14 protein-coding genes and 1 pseudogene are annotated in these 17,561 nt (G+C 63.6%); 4 read left to right on the forward strand and 11 right to left on the reverse strand.

Annotated features, from left to right (window positions below; all coding sequences use genetic code 11):
- Window positions 1–6: 6 nt before the first annotated feature.
- On the forward strand, window positions 7–1,077 hold the full coding sequence (locus tag QZ656_RS00065; protein WP_291991495.1) for a cobalamin B12-binding domain-containing protein: 1,071 nt from the start codon (window positions 7–9) through the stop codon (window positions 1,075–1,077).
- Between the two features lie 40 nt (window positions 1,078–1,117).
- Window positions 1,118–2,356: an ATP-binding protein gene (locus QZ656_RS00070; protein WP_291991496.1), complete on the forward strand. Its 1,239-nt coding sequence runs from the start codon at window positions 1,118–1,120 to the stop codon at window positions 2,354–2,356.
- 35 nt (window positions 2,357–2,391) lie between these two features.
- On the opposite strand, the gene QZ656_RS00075 is transcribed toward QZ656_RS00070, so the two are convergent.
- The 11 genes and pseudogenes from QZ656_RS00075 to QZ656_RS00125 form a co-directional block, all read right to left on the reverse strand.
- The gene (locus QZ656_RS00075; RefSeq protein WP_291991497.1) at window positions 2,392–5,325 is read right to left on the reverse strand and encodes a chemotaxis protein CheB; all 2,934 of its coding nucleotides are present in this window, start codon (window positions 5,323–5,325) and stop codon (window positions 2,392–2,394) included.
- 198 nt (window positions 5,326–5,523) lie between these two features.
- Entirely contained in the window at window positions 5,524–6,639 is a 1,116-nt protein-coding gene (locus QZ656_RS00080; RefSeq protein ID WP_291991498.1) for a patatin-like phospholipase family protein, read from the reverse strand.
- 266 nt (window positions 6,640–6,905) lie between these two features.
- Window positions 6,906–8,441: a PAS domain S-box protein gene (locus QZ656_RS00085; protein ID WP_291991499.1), complete on the reverse strand. Its 1,536-nt coding sequence runs from the start codon at window positions 8,439–8,441 to the stop codon at window positions 6,906–6,908.
- Window positions 8,438–9,676, reverse strand: a complete 1,239-nt coding sequence (locus QZ656_RS00090) for a diguanylate cyclase (protein WP_291991500.1) — start codon at window positions 9,674–9,676, stop codon at window positions 8,438–8,440. Before QZ656_RS00090 ends, QZ656_RS00085 begins: the two co-directional genes overlap by 4 nt.
- Before the next feature lie 19 nt (window positions 9,677–9,695).
- Window positions 9,696–11,219 (reverse strand): circadian clock protein KaiC, encoded by a 1,524-nt coding sequence (gene kaiC, locus QZ656_RS00095; protein ID WP_291991501.1) that lies wholly within the window; start codon window positions 11,217–11,219, stop codon window positions 9,696–9,698.
- A 3-nt stretch (window positions 11,220–11,222) separates the two neighbouring features.
- Window positions 11,223–11,528: a circadian clock protein KaiB gene (kaiB, locus tag QZ656_RS00100; protein WP_291991502.1), complete on the reverse strand. Its 306-nt coding sequence runs from the start codon at window positions 11,526–11,528 to the stop codon at window positions 11,223–11,225.
- Window positions 11,525–12,400, reverse strand: a complete 876-nt coding sequence (locus QZ656_RS00105) for a PAS domain S-box protein (RefSeq protein ID WP_291992096.1) — start codon at window positions 12,398–12,400, stop codon at window positions 11,525–11,527. Before QZ656_RS00105 ends, kaiB begins: the two co-directional genes overlap by 4 nt.
- A gap of 195 nt (window positions 12,401–12,595) precedes the next feature.
- A pseudogene (locus tag QZ656_RS23990) lies at window positions 12,596–12,748 on the reverse strand (PAS domain-containing protein); the annotation flags it as partial.
- A gap of 47 nt (window positions 12,749–12,795) precedes the next feature.
- The gene (locus QZ656_RS00115) at window positions 12,796–13,089 is read right to left on the reverse strand and encodes a circadian clock KaiB family protein (RefSeq protein WP_291991504.1); all 294 of its coding nucleotides are present in this window, start codon (window positions 13,087–13,089) and stop codon (window positions 12,796–12,798) included.
- On the reverse strand, window positions 13,086–13,451 hold the full coding sequence (locus QZ656_RS00120; RefSeq protein ID WP_291991505.1) for a response regulator: 366 nt from the start codon (window positions 13,449–13,451) through the stop codon (window positions 13,086–13,088). Before QZ656_RS00120 ends, QZ656_RS00115 begins: the two co-directional genes overlap by 4 nt.
- A gap of 41 nt (window positions 13,452–13,492) precedes the next feature.
- The gene (locus tag QZ656_RS00125; RefSeq protein WP_291991506.1) at window positions 13,493–15,013 is read right to left on the reverse strand and encodes an ATP-binding protein; all 1,521 of its coding nucleotides are present in this window, start codon (window positions 15,011–15,013) and stop codon (window positions 13,493–13,495) included.
- Between the two features lie 614 nt (window positions 15,014–15,627).
- Here QZ656_RS00125 and QZ656_RS00130 point away from each other — a divergent pair.
- Both QZ656_RS00130 and QZ656_RS00135 read left to right on the forward strand, forming a co-directional pair.
- The gene (locus QZ656_RS00130) at window positions 15,628–16,470 is read left to right on the forward strand and encodes a caspase family protein (protein ID WP_291991507.1); all 843 of its coding nucleotides are present in this window, start codon (window positions 15,628–15,630) and stop codon (window positions 16,468–16,470) included.
- A gap of 152 nt (window positions 16,471–16,622) precedes the next feature.
- The gene (locus QZ656_RS00135) at window positions 16,623–17,315 is read left to right on the forward strand and encodes a hypothetical protein (RefSeq protein WP_291991508.1); all 693 of its coding nucleotides are present in this window, start codon (window positions 16,623–16,625) and stop codon (window positions 17,313–17,315) included.
- Window positions 17,316–17,561: the final 246 nt, after the last annotated feature.

Genomic DNA, 17,561 nt, shown 5'->3' on the forward strand with positions numbered 1-17,561 from the left:
TGCGCAATGACTACCAGCAGTTGTTACCTCAGCGATGGCGAAACCATCGAACGTTTCCTCGCCCTGCGCGACGAAGCGATTGCCCATGCCACGGCGGCGAGCGTGGCCGCCTGGCCAGAGTTGTTCGCCCGGCGCGGTCCGCGGGCGCGCGAAGCGTGTGCCGAGGACATCGCTTTTCACCTCGACTTCCTGCGGCCGGTGCTGGAGAGTGGCGATCTGTCGCCGTTCACGGCTTATCTCGGCTGGCTGGCGCAGGTCCTGTCGTCGCGCGGCATTGCCGGCGATTCGCTGCCGCGCTCGCTCGACGACCTGGCCGAGTTCTTCGGCGGGCGATTGGCTGGCGCCGCGGCGCCGGTCGTCGCGGCGCTGAGCGCCGGTCGCGCGGCGCTGGCAGGTGGCCTGCTGGCTCCGTCCTACGATCGCCCTTGTCCCGATCCCTGGGAAGAAGCCGAGCCCTTCAGCAAGGCCGTTCTCGCCGGCCAGCGGCGCCAAGCGTCGGCCTTGTTCAACACCGCCCTCGACCGCCAGCGCTCGCTGCCGGCTGCTGAAATCCACGTCATCCAGCCGGCGCTCTACGAAGTCGGCCGCGGCTGGCAGCAGAACCGCGTTTCCGTGGCCCAGGAGCACCTCGCGACGGCGATGGCGCAGAGCGTGATGGCACAAGGTTTCGCACGCTTCGCACCGGCTGCCGACAATGGTCGCAAGGCGCTCTTCGCGTGCCCGACCGGCAATCACCACAGCGTCGGCCTGCGGATGGTCGCCGACGCCTTCGAGGTCTCGGGCTGGACGGTGCATTTCCTTGGTGCCAACGTGCCGCTGCCGGCCTTGATCGACCAGATCAGGGAGCTGCAACCCGATCTGGTCGGGCTGTCGGCGTCGCTACCGCAACAGTTGCGCGGCCTGCGCGAAGCAATTGCCGCGCTACGCACGAGGCTTGCCGGCACTGGCCCGCGCCTGGTCGTCGGCGGCCTGGTCTTCAACCAGTTCCCACTCCTCGCGCAGAGTTTTGGTGCCGAGCTGCTCGGCGCCGACGCATTGAGCGCGGCGGCAGCGGCCAGCGCGCTGCCGAGCGACTAGCCGGCACATGCAGCAGGGCTTGCTACAGGCGCTGCGATCGGTGGCGTTTGCCGAAATCAGCGTTTCGGGACGTTTGATCTCGGCCAACGATGGCTTGCACGTGCTGCTGCAGCGTTCGTCAGGCGAAGTCGTGGACGACGTCGCGCCGTACTTCAGCAATCCGAATTTCGCCGAATTGGTCGCCAGCTTCGAGCGCGCAGCACCCGGCGATATCTTGCACCAGGGATTGCTCACTTTTCTTGACGAGCTCGGCGAGCCGCACTCGCTGCTGGCCAGGGTCTTTCGCCATGGCGATCATCTGGCGCTGCTCGCCGAGCACGACGTCGGCGAGAATCAGCGCCTGCTGGCGACGGTGCTGGGACTCAACGACGAGCTCGCCGAGCAGCAGCGCGTGCTGGCTCGGGCGAATCGCCAGCTGGCCGCGGAAAAGGCCGAGCAGCGGCGCCTGCTGCAAGAGCTGGCGGCCGCGCAGGCGCATTTGGTGCAGTCCGCGCAGCTCGCTTCGGTCGGCCAGCTGGCGGCCGGCGTTGCGCACGAGATCAACAACCCGATCGGTTTCGTGCGCGCCAACCTGACGACGCTCGGCAGCTATGTTGATGATCTACTGAGCGTCGTCGATGCCTATGCGGCTGGCGAAGCGCTGCTCGCCAGCGACGCCGCGCTGCTGGCCGGCATCGAGGCCTTGCGCGCGCGTTGCGATCTTGACTTCGTCCGCGCCGATGCGCCCGAACTGGTCGCCGAGTCGGCCGCCGGTATCGCGCGCGTCGCGCGCATCGTCAGCGACCTCAAGGATTTTTCGCGTATCAACGAGTCCGAATGGCAGGTCACCGACCTGCACGCCTGCCTGGAAAGTACGCTCAACGTCGCCAGTCATGCCCTGCAGAAGGTGGTGGTGGTTCGCGAGTACGGCGCTCTGCCGGCGCTCTACTGCTGCCCGAGTCAGCTCAACCAGGCGTTCATGAACCTGCTGGTCAACGCCATCCAGTCGCTGGACGGTTCCAGACCGGGGCAGATTTTCCTGCGCAGCGGTGTCGTCGGCGATCAAGGCTGGATCGAAATCGAGGATAACGGGCAGGGCATTGCGGCGGCGAACCTGGCGCGCATTTTCGACCCCTTCTACAGCACGCGAGCGATCGGTGCCGGCACCAGGCTCGGGCTGTCGTCGGCATGGGGAATCGTCAGTGGCCACGGCGGCCGCATCGAGGTGCGCAGCGAGCCTGGCGTGGGGAGCTGCTTCCGGGTCTGGCTGCCCTTGTCGCGGACGGCGGTCAGCACCTAAGGGCGGCTTCGCCGACGACCGCCCGGTTCAGGCGCTCAGCCGCGCCGGGCGATTTCGATGGCCAGCAGGATCAATGGCCGTTCGCCGATGATGCGCCGCGCGTTGAGCTGCATGTGCAGGGGGCCGACGCCGGGCAGGTCGGCGTCGACGGCAAAATCTTCGATCACCTGATCGCTCTCGAGGATCGTTCCCAGCAGCTCGCGCAAGGCCGGCAGGTCCCACTGCCCGTCGCCCAGGTCGTACAGCCGCCCGCCGATCGTTTGCTGGCTGTCGACCGCGAAGCGGCGGTAGAACGAACGACTGGCGGCGACCACCTGCAAGTCGCCGTCGAGGACCAGCAAGGGTTCGCGTAGCGTATCGACGATGCTTTCGGAAAACTGCTGCGCGCTGCGCGCGCGTGCTTCGGCGGCGACGCGCTCGCTGACGTCGGTGAAGGTAATGACCACGCCTTCGAGGTCGTCATCGAGCGCGCGATAAGGCTTCAGCCGCGCCTGGTAGCACTTGCCGGCGATGCTCTGCAGCTCGCGTTCGCCGGGCTGCTGCGTAGCGAGCATCGAGCGGACGTCGGAAAGCAGGTCGCGACCGACGATGTTGGCCTTGATATCGGCCAGCGGCCGGCCAATGTCGCTGGCGACCAGCGGATAGAGCTCGGTCGCCTCGTGCGTGAAGCGGCGGACCCGCAGCTGTCGATCGAGGAAGATGATGCCGCCGCTGACGTTGTCGAGCAGGTTCCTGACGTCGCTCTGCGCTTTTCCCAGGTGTTCGAGGTTGGCCTGCAGCTCGCTGTTCACCGTTACCAGCTCTTCATTGATCGACTGCAGCTCCTCCTTGGACGTTTCCAGCTCCTCGATCGCCGATTGCAATTCTTCATTGGTCGACTGTAGTTCTTCGTTGGTCGACTTCAGATCCTCGTTGGTGATCTGCTGTTCCTCGATCGTTGCCTGCAGGTTCTCCCAGGTGTGCGCCAGGTCGCGTTCGAGTTCTTCGACGCGGCGCGTCTCGGGCGACTCCCGGCCGAGCGCCTGCCTGGGCGCTTCGCTGGTTGACGCGAGATCGTGAAAACTCACCAGCAGCAGCTGTTCACTGCCGTCCGGCGTGGCCAGCGGGCGCACGCTCAGGCTGAGCGCCTGCAGCTCACCGTCGATCAGCAGCGCCAGCCGCCGCGGACTCGGCGGGACACCACAGGCGGCGCCGCTTAGAGCGGCGCGCAGTTCGGGGCGCAGATCAGCGAGCGCCATGTCGACGACGTTGAGCGTCGCCTGTCCCGGCGCCGGGCGCAGGAAGCGGCCGGTGTCGCCGTGCACGAAGATGATGTTGCCGCTGCCGTCGGTGACCACCGATGGCGGCGCGAACGACTGCAGCAGCGCTTGCCGCGCAAGGTCGCCGAGATCGTTCTGCTCGCCCTTGCGGATCAGCGCTGCGCGGGGCTTGTCGGGGCGGCCGAAGCCTGGGGCCAGGCTGGCGATCATCCAGGCGCGGCTGGTGGCACTGTTGCCGATCGCCCGGTAGAAGCGCCACCTGCGGTTGAGCGGCGCGAACAGTTGGTCATGCCTGTCGAGCCCCTCGGCCGGCGACAGGAACAGTACGCCCTGCGGTCGCAAGGCGTGGTGCAGGATGGGAATCAGGCGGTCTTGCGCGGCCGCTTCGAGGTAGATCATGAGGTTACGGCAGCTGATCAGGTCGAGCCGGGTGAACGGCGGATCGCTGATGACGTTTTGAACGGCGAACACCAGCATGTCGCGAATCTCTTTCTTGACCCGGTAGCCGGCGTCTTCGGCAAGAAAGAATCGTTGCAGCCGTTGCGGCGTCAGATCGGCGGCGATGTTCGGCGGATAGAAGCCGGCGCGGGCGATGGCGATCGCTTCCTCGTCAAGGTCGGTGCCGTAGATCTGGACCTTGAACGCCCGCTGCGTCTCTTCGAAGAACTCGTGCACCACGATGGCAATCGAGTATGCCTCCTCACCGGAGGCGCAGCCGGCAACCCAGATCCGCAGCGCGTAGTCGGCAGCCTTGCCGGCGAGCAGCGCCGGCAGGATCTCGCGTTGCAGAACGTCGAAGGCGTCCGGGTCGCGAAAGAAGGCGGTGACGTTGATCAACAGGTCCTTGAACAGCGCCTGTGCCTCATCGGGATTCTCCCCGAGAAAAGTGCGGTAGTCGTCGATGTCGTGCAGTTGCCGCTGCATTATCCGTCGCGCGATACGCCGGCCGACGGTGCCCTTCTTGTAGTTCGAGAAATCGTGACCGGTGGCGGCGTGCAGCAGCTGCAGCACGGCGTCGATTGCGGCCTCGGGGGATTCGGGGGATTCGGGGCTCTCGACGAGCTGCTGTGCAGTGGCCAGCAGGATTGTTGCCATGCCGCCAACCGGTAGCACGTGCGTGGCATAACCCGAGGCGATGGCACTGGTCGGCATGCCGGCGAATTTTGCCGACGTCGGCTCCTGGACCAGGGTGATGCCGCCTGCGCCGTGGATGGCGCGTAGCCCGAGCGTGCCATCGCTGCCGCTTCCGGAGAGTACGATGCCAATCGCCTTGTCGCCCTGGTCGTCGGCCAGCGTACGCAGGAAAGCGTCGATCGGCATCCGCCGACCACGTGGCAGGGCGGGAGGGGAGAGGCACAGTCGCCCCTGCTCGATGGCCATGTCGTGGTTGGGCGGAATGATGTAAACCGTGTTCGGAGTCACCGTCACCTGATCCTTGGCCTCGAGCACCGGCATGGCCGTTGTGCGCTGCAGGATCTCGGCGAGCAGGCTGGCGTGGTCGGGATCGAGGTGCGGAACGAGAACGAAAGCCAGGCCGCTGTCGGCCGGTAGTTGCCGGAAAAACTCCTGGTAGGCCTCGAGCCCGCCGGCCGACCCGCCGATGCCGACAATGGCGAAGCGGCCGCGCCCGCTGCGCTCTGCCGGCGCGTCGGGCGCGCTCGCCGGCGCCGGCCCGGGGGGCTGATCGACTCTTGCCTGATTTTTTTCCATCGCTTTGCCTCCGATGTTTCGCGAGCCTGCTCGCGACAGGATACTACGCCAGCCCTGCGGCGGCTGTGGCTTTCTGCGCGCCGGCCGGGCGGCGCGCGCTCTGCTGGCAGAGGCGCCTGCGCGGCCGAGCTCGGATCGATTGGCGCCGCTCAGGCCGCTTGCTGCTGACCTGCCGGCGCCAGCCACGACGCCATCGCTTCAGGCCAGTGGCCAGGCACCGACGGGCCAGCCGCGCGGTGCGTCGATCGGCAGTTGCGCGCGCTCGCGCAGGGCGCTGTCGGCGAGCGCGTAGCCCCAGTTGATCAGCTGCCCCTGCTCTTTGGCGGTCAATTCCCGGAGTCGCGTCGGCAGGTGCTGGAGGCAGGCGGTGGCCGCGCTGTCGTTGGCCAGCGCGTGGTAGTCGTCGTAATCGCCGATGGTCGTGCCGATTCCCCAGTAGGCGCCGCGCCGTCGACCATCTGCGAAATCGTCAAGCAGCGAGCGTTTGCGCAGCGCCCGCGCCTGGTCGATCAGGATGTCGCGGACGCGGACGAGCTGCAGGAGGTCGTCCTCGAAAGGCGATTCGTCGATTTCGAAGGGTGCCCCGCCGTCGCTGACCAGAACGATGTCCACCGTGTCGAGCAGCGCTTCGACACCCATGTTGTCATGGATGCTGCCATCGGCGAGGACGATTCGCCGGCGCAAGCTGTCGAGATTGGGCAGGTCGCGTCGCGCATCGGCCCAGCTGCCTGCTTTGGTTTTCAGCAGTAGCGGCGAAAAGATCGGCGGAAAAGCGCTGGACGCGGCGACGGCATCGGCCAGCAGCACCTCGCTGGTGTGCGAGACGCCGAGCAGGTAGTCGGCGATGTAGTTCTGGCAAAAGCGGAAGTTACGCCCGGTCTGCATGTTGGTCGCGTGCAAGGTGAAGCGTGGCGCGCGGTCGTTGGCGGGAGTTGCGATCTGCCGTAGGCGCGTGTCGCCGAAGAGATCCCTGGCGTAGCGCCTGGCGAGGAATTCAGCCGAAGTGACAAAGGGCGTCAGGTGGCCGAGCAGCGCGCTGCCAAGGTCGACGGTCTGGCTGCAGAAGGTGCGCACGGGTTGCGCGACGACCGCGTCGAAGTTGTCGGCGTGGTCGTCGACAAAGCTGAGCTGACGCCAGCGGTGGGCGACGATGCCGGCCAGAATCGAGCCGCCGGAAACGCTGCTAATGCGCGTCAGGCGGCGCAGCAGCCCGGCGTCGTTGAGCCGCCAGAGACTGCCCAGGCCGAACAGCGCCGCCCGGAAGCCGCCGCCGGACAAGGCCAGGCCGATCGTCAGTTGCTGGTCGAGTTTCATGGGCTTCCTCCTGGTGATTGCTGCGAGAGCCCGTCGATGCGCTGGGTAGCGCTGCTGGCTGGCGTGCGGCGCTGGCCTGCCGGCCGCTTGACGCTCACTGAAGGATAGGAAATTGGGCGGCGCATGGCCAGGGTAGCTGTGCTGGTCACGAGCACTGCTGGCGACGCCGGCCGGCCAGCGGATCGCAGTGGCGCCTGGGCGGGCGAGCGGTCCGAGGACACGCTTTGCGGCGAAGCTCTAGCGGATATCTCCGGCGCGAATCATGATCAGGTCGCGGCGGGCAGGGGATCGACAGCCGCGCAATTGATCGGCAGCGTGACGCGGAAACAGCAGCCTTCGGCAACGTCCGAACGCACTTCAATGCGTCCGTGGTGACGCTGAACGATGCCAAATGAGAGCGACAGGCCGAGGCCCGTACCCTGACCCACCGGCTTGGTGGTGAAAAAAGGTTCAAACACGTGCGGCAGATCCTCTGGCGCGATTCCTTGGCCGGTGTTGTGGATCTCGATCCAGACGGTCTCGGCATCGCAAGCGGTACTGATCGTGATCCGGCCATACCCTTCGATCGCCTGTGCCGCATTGACCAGCAGGTTCATCAGCACCTGATTGATCTGCGGCGGAATGCAGTAGATTTCTGGCAGCTTACCGTAGCGCTTGTCGACTTTCGACTTGTATTTGATTTCGTTCCAGACGATATTCAGCGTGCTCTCCAGCCCCTGATGCAGGTCGCACCACTGCCAATTGCTGTCGCCGGGGCGCGAGAAATCCCGCAGGTCGAGCACGATACGGCGAACACGTTCGAGGCCCTCGCGCGACTCGCCAAGCAGCGCCATGACATCCTTGCGCAGCGCGGCGTAAGCGATTTCCCCCTTGATCTCTTCGATCCGGGCGGCGCCCTCGCTGCTGCGCGAGCTGTCTTCTTCGTAGGCGTCGACCAGCCTTAGCAGCTTCATCGTGTACTCGCCCAACATCTCCAGGTTGGAGAGCACGAAACCGAGCGGATTATTCACTTCGTGGGCAACGCCGGCGGCCAGTTGGCCAATTGCCGCCATCTTCTCCGCATGCAGCAATTGCGTGTGCGCCGCCGCGAGTTCCTCCTGGTGCTTTTTGTGCTTCGTCAGATCGGTGTAAGCGCCGACCAGATGGGTGAGCGCGCCATCGGCATCGTGAATTTTCGAAATCGCGAGCAAGGCCGGGTAGAGTGAGCCATCGCGATGTCGATTGACCACTTCTCCGCGCCAGGAACCCCTTTCGACAATCGACTGCCACATCTCGTCATAGAAAGCCGCGTCTTGCTGGTCAGACTTGAGCAGGCGCGGCGTCATGCCGAGCACGTCGGCGGCGCTGTAGCCGGTAATCACCTCGAACGCATGATTGACACGAACGATGACGCCGTCGGGCCGGGTAACGACGATGCCTTCCTGGATGCTTTCGAATACCTGCCTGTCCAGCGCCATTTCGTCCAGCAGCGCGCGCCGTACGGTCGTGTCGCGCAGGCTGACGGCAATTGCCGCTTGCCCCAGCCACTCAAATCGCGAGGAGCGCATCTCGGCCATGCCGATGTGGCCCGCGCCATCGATATACTCGATTTCGACGTGTCGACTGCCGAGCGTGAGCGGCAGGCCAAGGTTCTCGCCAATGAGGCTACGACCGCCGAACATATGCTGAGCCGTATCGTTGGCGTAGAGAACACAGCCCGACAGGTCGAGCACCAGAAGGCCATCCGGAATCGCCGAAAACAGGCCGAGGATGGTCTCTTCCTCATGCAAGGAGACTTGCGGTGGGTGGGCGTCAGCGGTCATTGGACAAGCTCTTTTGGCGTTGGGTTAAACAGACGGTAGCAATTCTTGCCGTCCCGCTTGGCCTGGTACATCGCCTGATCGGCATGGCGCAAGAGCGTCTCGGCATTGGCCGGGTCGCCTGGATACAGCGTCGCGCCAATACTGGCGGACACGGAAAGAACGGCATCGCCGATATGGATCGGATCGGCGACGACGCGCAACATCCGCGCCAGCACCGATTCGCATTCCCTGGCGTGCTCCAGGTCAATCAGCACCGCGACGAACTCGTCACCGCCGAGCCGTGCCAGCGTATCGCCCTCGCGCACGACACTCTTGAGCCGCTGCGAGACGGCTACCAGCAGCTGGTCTCCGACTTCGTGGCCGTGCGCATCATTGGCCGCCTTGAAACCGTCCAGGTCAACGAAGACCACCGCCAGCATGCGATTGCGGCGCAGACTTTGCGCGATGGCCTGCTGGATACGGTCGGTCAACACCACCCGGTTGGGTAGCTTGGTCAAAGCATCGTAATGCGCCGCGTACTCGAGTTGCGCGACTTGCTGCTCATGTTTCTTGAGCGCGGTGACGTCGTGGAACAAACCGACGTAGTTCTGCGTCTTGATGTCAGCATCACGCACGGCACTGATGGTCAACAAAACGGCATACTCTTCACCATTCTTGTGGCGACCCCAGACTTCACCCGACCAATACCCCAAGGTCTTGAGTTCATGCCACATGGCACGGTAGTACTCGGCTGCTTGGCGCCCCGAGCTGAAGACGCGCGGGTCCTGACCCAATGCCTCTTCGCGGCTGTAGCCCGACAAGCCGACGAAGGCATCATTGAGCTGGACAATGGTGCCGCTGGCATCCGTGATGACGATCCCCTCGCGGGCGTGCGCAAAAACGCTGGCCGCCAGTCGCATTTTGGCCTCGGCCAACACCCGCTCGGAAACATCGGTAAGGACAACCAGGTAGGCATCCCGCCTGCCCCAGCGTGTCTTCTGGACTCGCACCTGCGCATGACCAGGCTCCTTGGTCGAACGTACAATCTGGATTTCGGTTGCCAGCCCTTCCTCGAGGATCGGCACGCCCAGCTCAGCGCCCAGCAAGGCCGCTGCTGGCCTGTTGAACAGTTCGCCCGCGCTGGGGTTGCAGTAAAGCACTTTTCCTCTGCTATCAAGAATCAGGATGGCGTCACGCGTCGTCTCGACAATGGCGTTGAAGCGCTGGCGGTTTCCCTGCAATTTCCGGTTATCCACGTGCGACGCCCCCTCTGGCCTACTCTCCCAGTTCCTCCCTGAACAGCGAGCCCATTCTTTCGATGTCCGGCTGCGAAACCTGCATCGGCTGGCCGGAAAGGATCCCCGAAATGCCGTGGAACTGCGCTCCGATATGCATCCCCTCGCCGTCGATGGAATACTCCCGGATCCCCTTGTCATGCATCGACCCGCGCATCTTGAGCACCGTGATTCCCCGTCGCATCTCGCCGAACATCTCGACGTAGCGCAGCAGAATGATCGAGTCGGTAATGGTGGAAATATGTTCCTCGGTGATCGAGGTGCCGCCTAGCAGAGTGGGTGTTGTCGACGAAAACAGCCCGACGATTTCCTGGTGCTTGATGAACGACGTTATGCCGATGACGAACTCTCTGAAACTCTTGCCGGTGGAAACGCGCTCGAGCGCCGAAAGACTATCCACTGCGACGCGGGTCGGTTTGAAGGCAACAATCTCCCTCTTCATCCGGATCAGGTGGTCTTCGAGCCCCATTACCTCGGGATAGGTACAGACGACCTTCAGCTTGCCGTCGCGCTCCATCTTCTCGAAGTCCATGCCCCAGCCCGAGGCATTGCGAAAGAGCTGCTCGCGGCTTTCCTCGAAAGCAAACAGCAGGCATTTATCGTTCTGCTTTTGTCCACCGCTGACGAAAGCCGTGACCAGAAGCGTCTTGCCGCAACCGGTCGCGCCGGAAACGAGAATGATCGAGTCGCGAAAAAAGCCGCCGCCGCACATCGTGTCGAGTTCGTCGTTGCCCGAGCTGACGCGCACCGTAGACGACTTCTGCTCGAGCTTGGTCTCGGACAGGGGAATGACCACAACGCCTTCGCCGGGGATTACCGTAAAGGGGAACTCACCCTTGCCGTGGTCGGTACCGCGAAACTTGAGAATCTCCAGCGTCCGGCGCCGCTTTTCGTCGTCGAGGACGTTGCGCAGGATGATCACGTTGTCGGCAACGAACTCCTCGACACCGAAGCGGGCCAGCGAACCGTACTCCTCGGTTCTCTCTGCGGTCAGAATCGCCGTTACACCCATTCTTTTCAGGGCTACGGCCATGCGATGGAGCTCCCGGCGGACCGTCGGCGCTTCGGAAAGCTGACTGAAGACGGCGCCCAGCGAGTCGACCGACACGCGTTGGGCGTGCACCTTGTTGACCGCATGCTCGATGCGCGCCACCAGGGCGCCGAGGTCGTAGCTGCCGGCCTCGACAACTTCCTGGTCGGGTTGTGGACTGGCGTCGACGAAGGCCAGCTTGCGCTCGACCACGAACTCTCCGAGGTCCCAGCCGAAACTGAGCATGTTGCGCATGATGTCTTCAGGGGATTCTTCGAAGGTGACAAAGACCCCCCCCTCGCCTCTGCGGATCCCCTCGAGAAGGAACTGGACGGCAAACACCGTCTTGGAACTTCCCGCCGTTCCCGACAAGAGACAGGTACGACCCTTGGGAAGCCCACCCACCGAAACATGCTCGAAACCGGGGATGCCGGTTTCAAGCTTTTCTACCGCCGTAATCGCCGAAGTTGACATGAGTTATTTCCCCGTTTCTTTGTTGAAACCGTCGACCCGGCTGATATCGAGGCCCAACAGCACTTTTTCCGTATCACTGAGATCGCCGATGACTCGCCGCAAGGGCGGCGGGAGTTCCTTCACCAGGGTCGGCGTCGCCAGGATCTTCAGGTCTTCGGCCAGCTGTGGCTGCTCGACGACATCGATCACGGTCATTTCGTACGTCCCTTGCAACTCTTCCGCGCAGATGCGCTGCAGGTTCCTGATGCTCCTCTCGGAGCGCGGGGTCTGCCCGGTGACAAAGAGCGTAAGTCTGAACTTCTTGTTCATGCGGATTCCTTCTTCGGCCTGCGCCTGGATGCTTTGCTGTTCGCCGCGTCAACGGGGTCGAGCGGTCTCGGTGAGCGATAGTAGTTCTTACGATAAAACGAGACCAGATATCCCATCAACTCCAACACCAGGAAGCGCCCTTCTTCAATCATGGCTTTCGCCTTCATCGGCGGAACGGTCTTTGCATTATTTGCCAGTGTCATTGAGTGCAACTCGGCGACATCACGCGCTCCCGCCTGCAGATAGCCCATATCATCCGCCAGTTCCCGAAGCTGGTCCGAGACGGGGTTTTCGGCCTTGAGTGCGAGGTTCTCCAGTGCCAGCGCCAGAATCTCACCGTACCTCGAAACCAGTTCGGCAAAGACATCCCGGGCGGACTGCGAAAGTGGGACGACACTATACATGCTGCTGACGACCGATAGTGAAGCGGGATTGGCGATTGCCTCCCTGCGTTCGAGTTCCTCGCGTATCTTCTCGGATTGCCGCAGCTGCAACTTCGCCGCTTCCAGTGCGGCCTCGTCGGCCTTGCGTCGGGTCAGATCGGAAAAAATGCCGACCAGATGTGTGACCTGAGCATCGGCGTCTCGAATTCGCGAGATCGAGAGCAACTCGGGATAAAGCGATCCGTCCTTGCGTCGATTGACGACCTCGCCCTGCCAGAAGCCGTTTTTGGCAATCGCTTTCCACATCAGCGTGTAGAAGGCGCGATCGTGCTCGTGCGACTTGAGAATGCGCGGCGTACGGCCAAGCGCTTCTTCCGCGCTATAGCCGGTGATCTCGGTAAAAGAGCGATTGACGCTAACGATGACGCCGTCGGGACGGGTGACGATGATGCCTTCACGAGCGCTCTCGAACACCCGCCCGGCGAGCACCAATTGCTGCGCCAGCGCGCGTCTCTCGGTCGTGTCGCGCAGGCTGACCGCAATCGCCGGCTGGCCCAGCCAGTCGAACGCCACGGCGCGCAGCTCTGCCCAACCGATGCGGCCGGCACTATCGATAGACTCGATTTCGCTACAGCTGTTGCCCAAATCAATCGGCAGACCGAGGTTTTTTCCAAGCAGCGGGCGGCCACCGAACATGTGATGGGCGCTGGTGTTGGCGTAGAGGACGACGCCCGCATCATCAAGCACAACGATGCCGTCCGGCATCGCCGAAAACAGACCGAGAACGGCGCCCTTGTCGAACGATGACTCTAGTTGAAGCCGTGGATCAGCAGTCATTGGGCAAGTACTTGGTCATTGGCGTGGGGGATAGCGGGCGTCATCGTTCAGCGGCTCTGGTTTGGCTTTCCATCGCTGGCAATGATCGAGAGGATCTTCTCGGACTGGGCAATGCCACCGAGCAGCTTCAGGATCGGCAAAGGCACGATCCTTACCAGGGTAGGTGTGGCGAAGACGTCGCTCTGCAGCGCCTTTTCCGGCTCCTCGAGGACATCGACCACTTCCAGCGTCCAGTTTCCAGGACCGACTTCGGCGTCCATCGCCTGGCCCAGATTGGCCACCTGTTGCCGTATTTCGTCATTGGCGCCAGCGACGAACAGGCTCAATTGCAGTATGCTCATGGCTTGCTTTCCGTATCGTGGGGTGCTAAGTCGCTTGCCGTGATCGCTTTCGCGATCATTCGAATCTGCTCCGGCGACAGGGGTTTGGCAGCCAGTTGGAAAGACATGCCGTCTTCCCTGGCCTGGCGCAGTCGTTCCAGATACTCCTGCGCAAAGGCCGTAGCGATGTACACCGCTATCGTCGCGTCCATGGCTTGCAGTCGACGCAGAGTTTCCACCCCGTCCATGCCCGGCATGTTGAGATCGAGAAATACCAGATCGGGGCGCCGCGCAGCGGCAAGCTCCAGTCCGACCGGCCCGCTGTCGGCGAGCTGGACATCGTAGCCCTCGTCGATCAGCGCAAGCTCGAAGGCGTCACGCACCGCACGATCATCGTCGACTACCAGAATTACTTGCGCTGCCATCACTTTTCCTCGCGAAAAACACCAATTTCGATAGCGAAAACAGCGCCACCACCCGGCGCATCAGCCTGCGTCAGCTGCCCCCCGGCATTGTCAATCAACTGACGAGAAACTGCCAGCCCCAGGCCGGTCCCGCTGCCGGTCGACCGGGTGGTAAAAAACGGATCGAAAATCCTGGTCCGGAGGGCTTTCGGAATCCCCGGGCCGTTGTCGGCGATGCTCAGCACGGCGCGTGCTGTCTCGGGCTGCTCGAGCAGCGTAAGAGTCACCCGATGCGGCGCCGGCGACTCTTGGCAGGCGTGGCAGGCATTGAGCAGCAGATTGAGCAGCACCTGCTGCAGGGCATCACCGGTGCAGCGCAGGCGCGGCACCAGCGCTGGCAGGCGAAGATCGAAGGCCACGTCGGCCTGACGCATCTCCCCTTCAATCAGCGCCAGAGTGTCGGCAATGACCCGTGCCGGGTCGCAGTGCTGATTGGCAGCCGCTGGCTGCATACGCGCGTACACCAGCATGTTCTTGACAATGCGGGCAACGCGCTCGACTTCTCCGACCGCACGTTCAAGCATCTCGCGCGGCCGCCCGGGTTCCAGCTTGTCGATGGCGTAGGCGAGGTAGCCGTGGATACCCATCAGAGGATTGTTGACCTCGTGGGCAACACCACCGACCAGGGTGCCCAGGGCGCTCAGCTTTTCCATCTGTACCGCTTTGGCCTGTGACTGCTTGAGTTCCTGATAGGCGGATGCCAGTTTCGCCGTGCGCTTGACCACCTTCTTTTCGAGCTCCAGGTTCAGCGTTTTCAGCGCCTCGGCTGCCCGCGCTTGCGCTGCTCGCGCCCGATTCAGCTGCGCCGACATGTCGTTGAAAGTACGGGAAAGTCGACCAAACTCGTTGCCGCTGGTGATGGGCAAGGCGTGCTCCAGATCGCCGCTCGCCGCGCGCTCCAGTCCGGTGAGCAACAAGCTGAAACCCTGGCTTAGACGTCGCGACAAGAAACCCAGGGCCAGCACGCTGAAGAGAGACGAGGCGACCAGCACCGTGATGATCCGCGTATCCGCGGTGTGCTGGATGCGCTCCATCGACTGGCGCTGCAGATCGGCAAGTTGCTGCACCTTGAAGCGCAAGACCTGAACGTTAAGCAGCAGGGCCGCCATCACTTCTTCACGCGCAATATCGTGGCCGTCGAGCAACAAGTTCATCAGGCGGCCATTGTCCGCAAGATCTGTGCGGATGGCATCGAGCAGCCCGGCGCTTGCCGGCTCGCTGAAGTGCGCGTCAGCCAGCAATTCGCTTACCGCGGCATGCTGTTTGCGTGCCTGCATGGCGACTCGGGGACTGGTGTAGAGCATGTGCTCCTGATTCAGGATGATCAGGCTGGCAATCTCGCGGCTAGCCTGCTCCGCTAGCTGTGCCCCGTAGCGCGACTGATCGACGTCTTTCCAGGACGCCCAAAGGAGCGCGCCGACCAGCAGGGCGAAGACCCCGGGAAGCAGCGCGGCCAGTCTGAGTTGGCTTCGGATGAGCACGCGATCAGGCTCGGGAAATGACCGTAGCCGCTTCGTCGCGAGCCACGCTTTCGGCGCACAGGAGACGCCGCACGGCATCCGGATGTTGGCGCACGCCATCGTCTCGGCCAAGGAGCAAGAAAGGACTGACTGCCAGCCCGGAGGCGGTCCCGAGGGCCGCGAACGGGCGTGCGACACGAAAAGCGCTGCCGATAGCAGCGACGAAATCGATCAGCGGCTCTTTCGCCGCAGCCACCGTGCCGTCCAATGTCTTTCTCCTTGCTTGCCACTGCCAGTGAGAGCGGGTACGGTCATCGCTTTCTTGATCTCGGGAATCTCGACGTGCCATGACCGTTAGCTTGCCTGGTCGCCCCCTGCCAAGAGTTCCGGGAGCCGCCGCATGGCGTTTCCCGCGACTATACGCTTAACGACGGCAGCCCGATTCGAGCACCGGGCATCTGATCTACAACAGCCGCTCGCGAGCTCGCCATTACGAGGTCGACGGCAGTGGCGCTGGCGCCGCGCTGCAGTTCGCGACCGTGAGCAGCGTGCCGGCGACGCTTGTTATTCAGTCCCGGCTTGCTAGACTGAAGCCGGCAAGCCGGCAGCAAGTCATTAAACGACAGGAGACCGTGATGAGCAAACGCGCACTTTGTATGGGCATCAACAACTACCCGGGCACGCACATGGACCTGCACGGTTGCGTGAACGACGCCAACGACTGGGCCGCCGAACTGACGGCGCGCGGGTTTTCGGTCAGCAAGCTGCTCGACAGCCAGGCGACCAAGGCGGCGATGGTCAACGCCATCGAGTCGCTGATTGCCGGTGGGGTCAGCGGCGACGTGCTGGTCATCACCTACTCGGGGCATGGCACCTACGTTCCCGATAGCAACGGCGACGAGGTCGATGGCCTCGACGAGGCGCTCTGCCCCTACGATATTCAGACCGGTGGCGGGCCGCTGATCGACGACGAGATCAATACCCTGTTCGCCGCGCGCAAGGCCGGCGTGCGGCTGCTGCTGATTTCGGACAGCTGTCATTCGGGTACCGTGACGCGCGCCGCTGCGCCCGATTCCGACGCCGCGAACGCGCCGCGCCCGCGTTTCATGCCGATGGCTAACTGGCTGCCGGCGGACAAGTTGCCGCCGGCAATCGGCGGCCACCTGGTCAGCGCCGTGCCGGGCGTTGCCGGCGTTTCGCCTTTCGCCGGCGCGTTGTCGCCGATGCTCGGCGACCTGCTGCTGGCGGGCTGCCAGGAAGGACCAAACAACTTCAGCTACGATGCGACGATCAGCGGCCGCCCCTGCGGCGCCTTCAGCTATTACGCGATGAAGACGCTGAAGAGACTGCCGGCCAACGCCACCTACGCGCAGTGGCACGCGGCGATCAGTCCGGGGTCGCTGCCGTCGGCGTCGTATCCGCAGAGCCCGCAGATCTTTGGTAGCGCGGACGCCTGCAGCCGGCCGATTTTTACCTGAAGTTCCGGGGGCGCGCTAGCGCCAGGCGCCGGCCGGCGCTTGCCGTGCCCGATGCTGGCGGCTGGCCAGCCGCCAGCCGCCAGCTGTCAGTCGCGTCAGCCCGTTGCTGGGCTGGCAGCGCCGCATGCAAGCAGAACCTCCTGGAGTAGACCATGGCGAAAACCACCACTCTGAATCTCACGGGTCGACCGAGCGACCGCAAACAATTGCCGGTTCTGCTGCAATCGACGCGGCGTTCGGCCGATGGGGCGGAGGCGGCCGACGATCCCTTCCTGCCGCCCGACTACCTGCAGCTGCGGGCCAGTTTCGACGTCGGCGCGGCGGTCCGTGGTGGCGCTGCCAGCGCCCAGCAGTACGAAGCCCAGGACGACGAAGTGCTGGTCCTCGAACTGGCTGACGGCGGCGTGTTGATCACCAGCGCCGGCAAGCTCAAGGCGGCGCTGCAACGTAGTCGCCCCGAGCTGCTCGGTGCCGACGGTGACATTCTTTTCGATCGGCTGCGCGGCGACGCGGCGGCGCGCGGGGCCATCGGCGACGCTGTCGGTGGCCTGGTCAGCAAGGTCTTCGCCCTGGCCGTCGGCACCGGCAGCGATGCGATCATCGACGCGGCGCGCGACAAACTCGTCGAACTGGGGCAGGGCGGGGGTGGCGAAAAGCAGCAGCTGGGCGTCAGCTGGCTGGGCACCAGGGAAGCCGAAATGATAGAGGGGTTATGTAATACTGGAGTACGAGCGAGGGAAAACGTAAGCGGTGAACGGGGGATAGCGCTAGGGGGTGGGGAAGGAAGGGAAGGGGAAGGGCAGGGGGGGGGGTGCGGCAGGGGGGTGGGTGGGGTGCCTGGCTGACATAGGTACTGGTAGGAACAAGAACGGATGAAAAGACACGGAGGAAGGGAGAAAGTGATGACCATGGGCGACGTCAGAGGCAAAGTGACGCAAGAAGGTAGCCAGGTGAGGAGCTGATCAATCTGTGCACGAGCGCGACAGCGGCGAGAAGGGGGGGACGGCGAGTTGACATCCTTGTGATCTCGGAGACGGCGTGGAAGGTCGCAAGTGAAGCGACACCATACTGGTACAAAATAACTAGAAAGA

The sequence above is a fragment of the Candidatus Accumulibacter sp. ACC003 genome, from assembly GCF_907163085.1.
Classification (GTDB): domain Bacteria; phylum Pseudomonadota; class Gammaproteobacteria; order Burkholderiales; family Rhodocyclaceae; genus Accumulibacter.

What these genes read in the sequence shown, in the direction of transcription:
- kaiB (WP_291991502.1), bottom strand. Translation starts at nt 11,528, where the DNA reads ATGAACAAGAAGTTCAGACTTACGCTCTTTGTCACCGGGCAGACCCCG.
- QZ656_RS00065 (WP_291991495.1), top strand. Translation starts at nt 7, where the DNA reads ATGACTACCAGCAGTTGTTACCTCAGCGATGGCGAAACCATCGAACGT.
- QZ656_RS00080 (WP_291991498.1), bottom strand. Translation starts at nt 6,639, where the DNA reads ATGAAACTCGACCAGCAACTGACGATCGGCCTGGCCTTGTCCGGCGGC.
- kaiC (WP_291991501.1), bottom strand. Translation starts at nt 11,219, where the DNA reads ATGTCAACTTCGGCGATTACGGCGGTAGAAAAGCTTGAAACCGGCATC.
- QZ656_RS00075 (WP_291991497.1), bottom strand. Translation starts at nt 5,325, where the DNA reads ATGGAAAAAAATCAGGCAAGAGTCGATCAGCCCCCCGGGCCGGCGCCG.
- QZ656_RS00085 (WP_291991499.1), bottom strand. Translation starts at nt 8,441, where the DNA reads ATGACCGCTGACGCCCACCCACCGCAAGTCTCCTTGCATGAGGAAGAG.
- QZ656_RS00135 (WP_291991508.1), top strand. Translation starts at nt 16,623, where the DNA reads ATGGCGAAAACCACCACTCTGAATCTCACGGGTCGACCGAGCGACCGC.
- QZ656_RS00115 (WP_291991504.1), bottom strand. Translation starts at nt 13,089, where the DNA reads ATGAGCATACTGCAATTGAGCCTGTTCGTCGCTGGCGCCAATGACGAA.
- QZ656_RS00130 (WP_291991507.1), top strand. Translation starts at nt 15,628, where the DNA reads ATGAGCAAACGCGCACTTTGTATGGGCATCAACAACTACCCGGGCACG.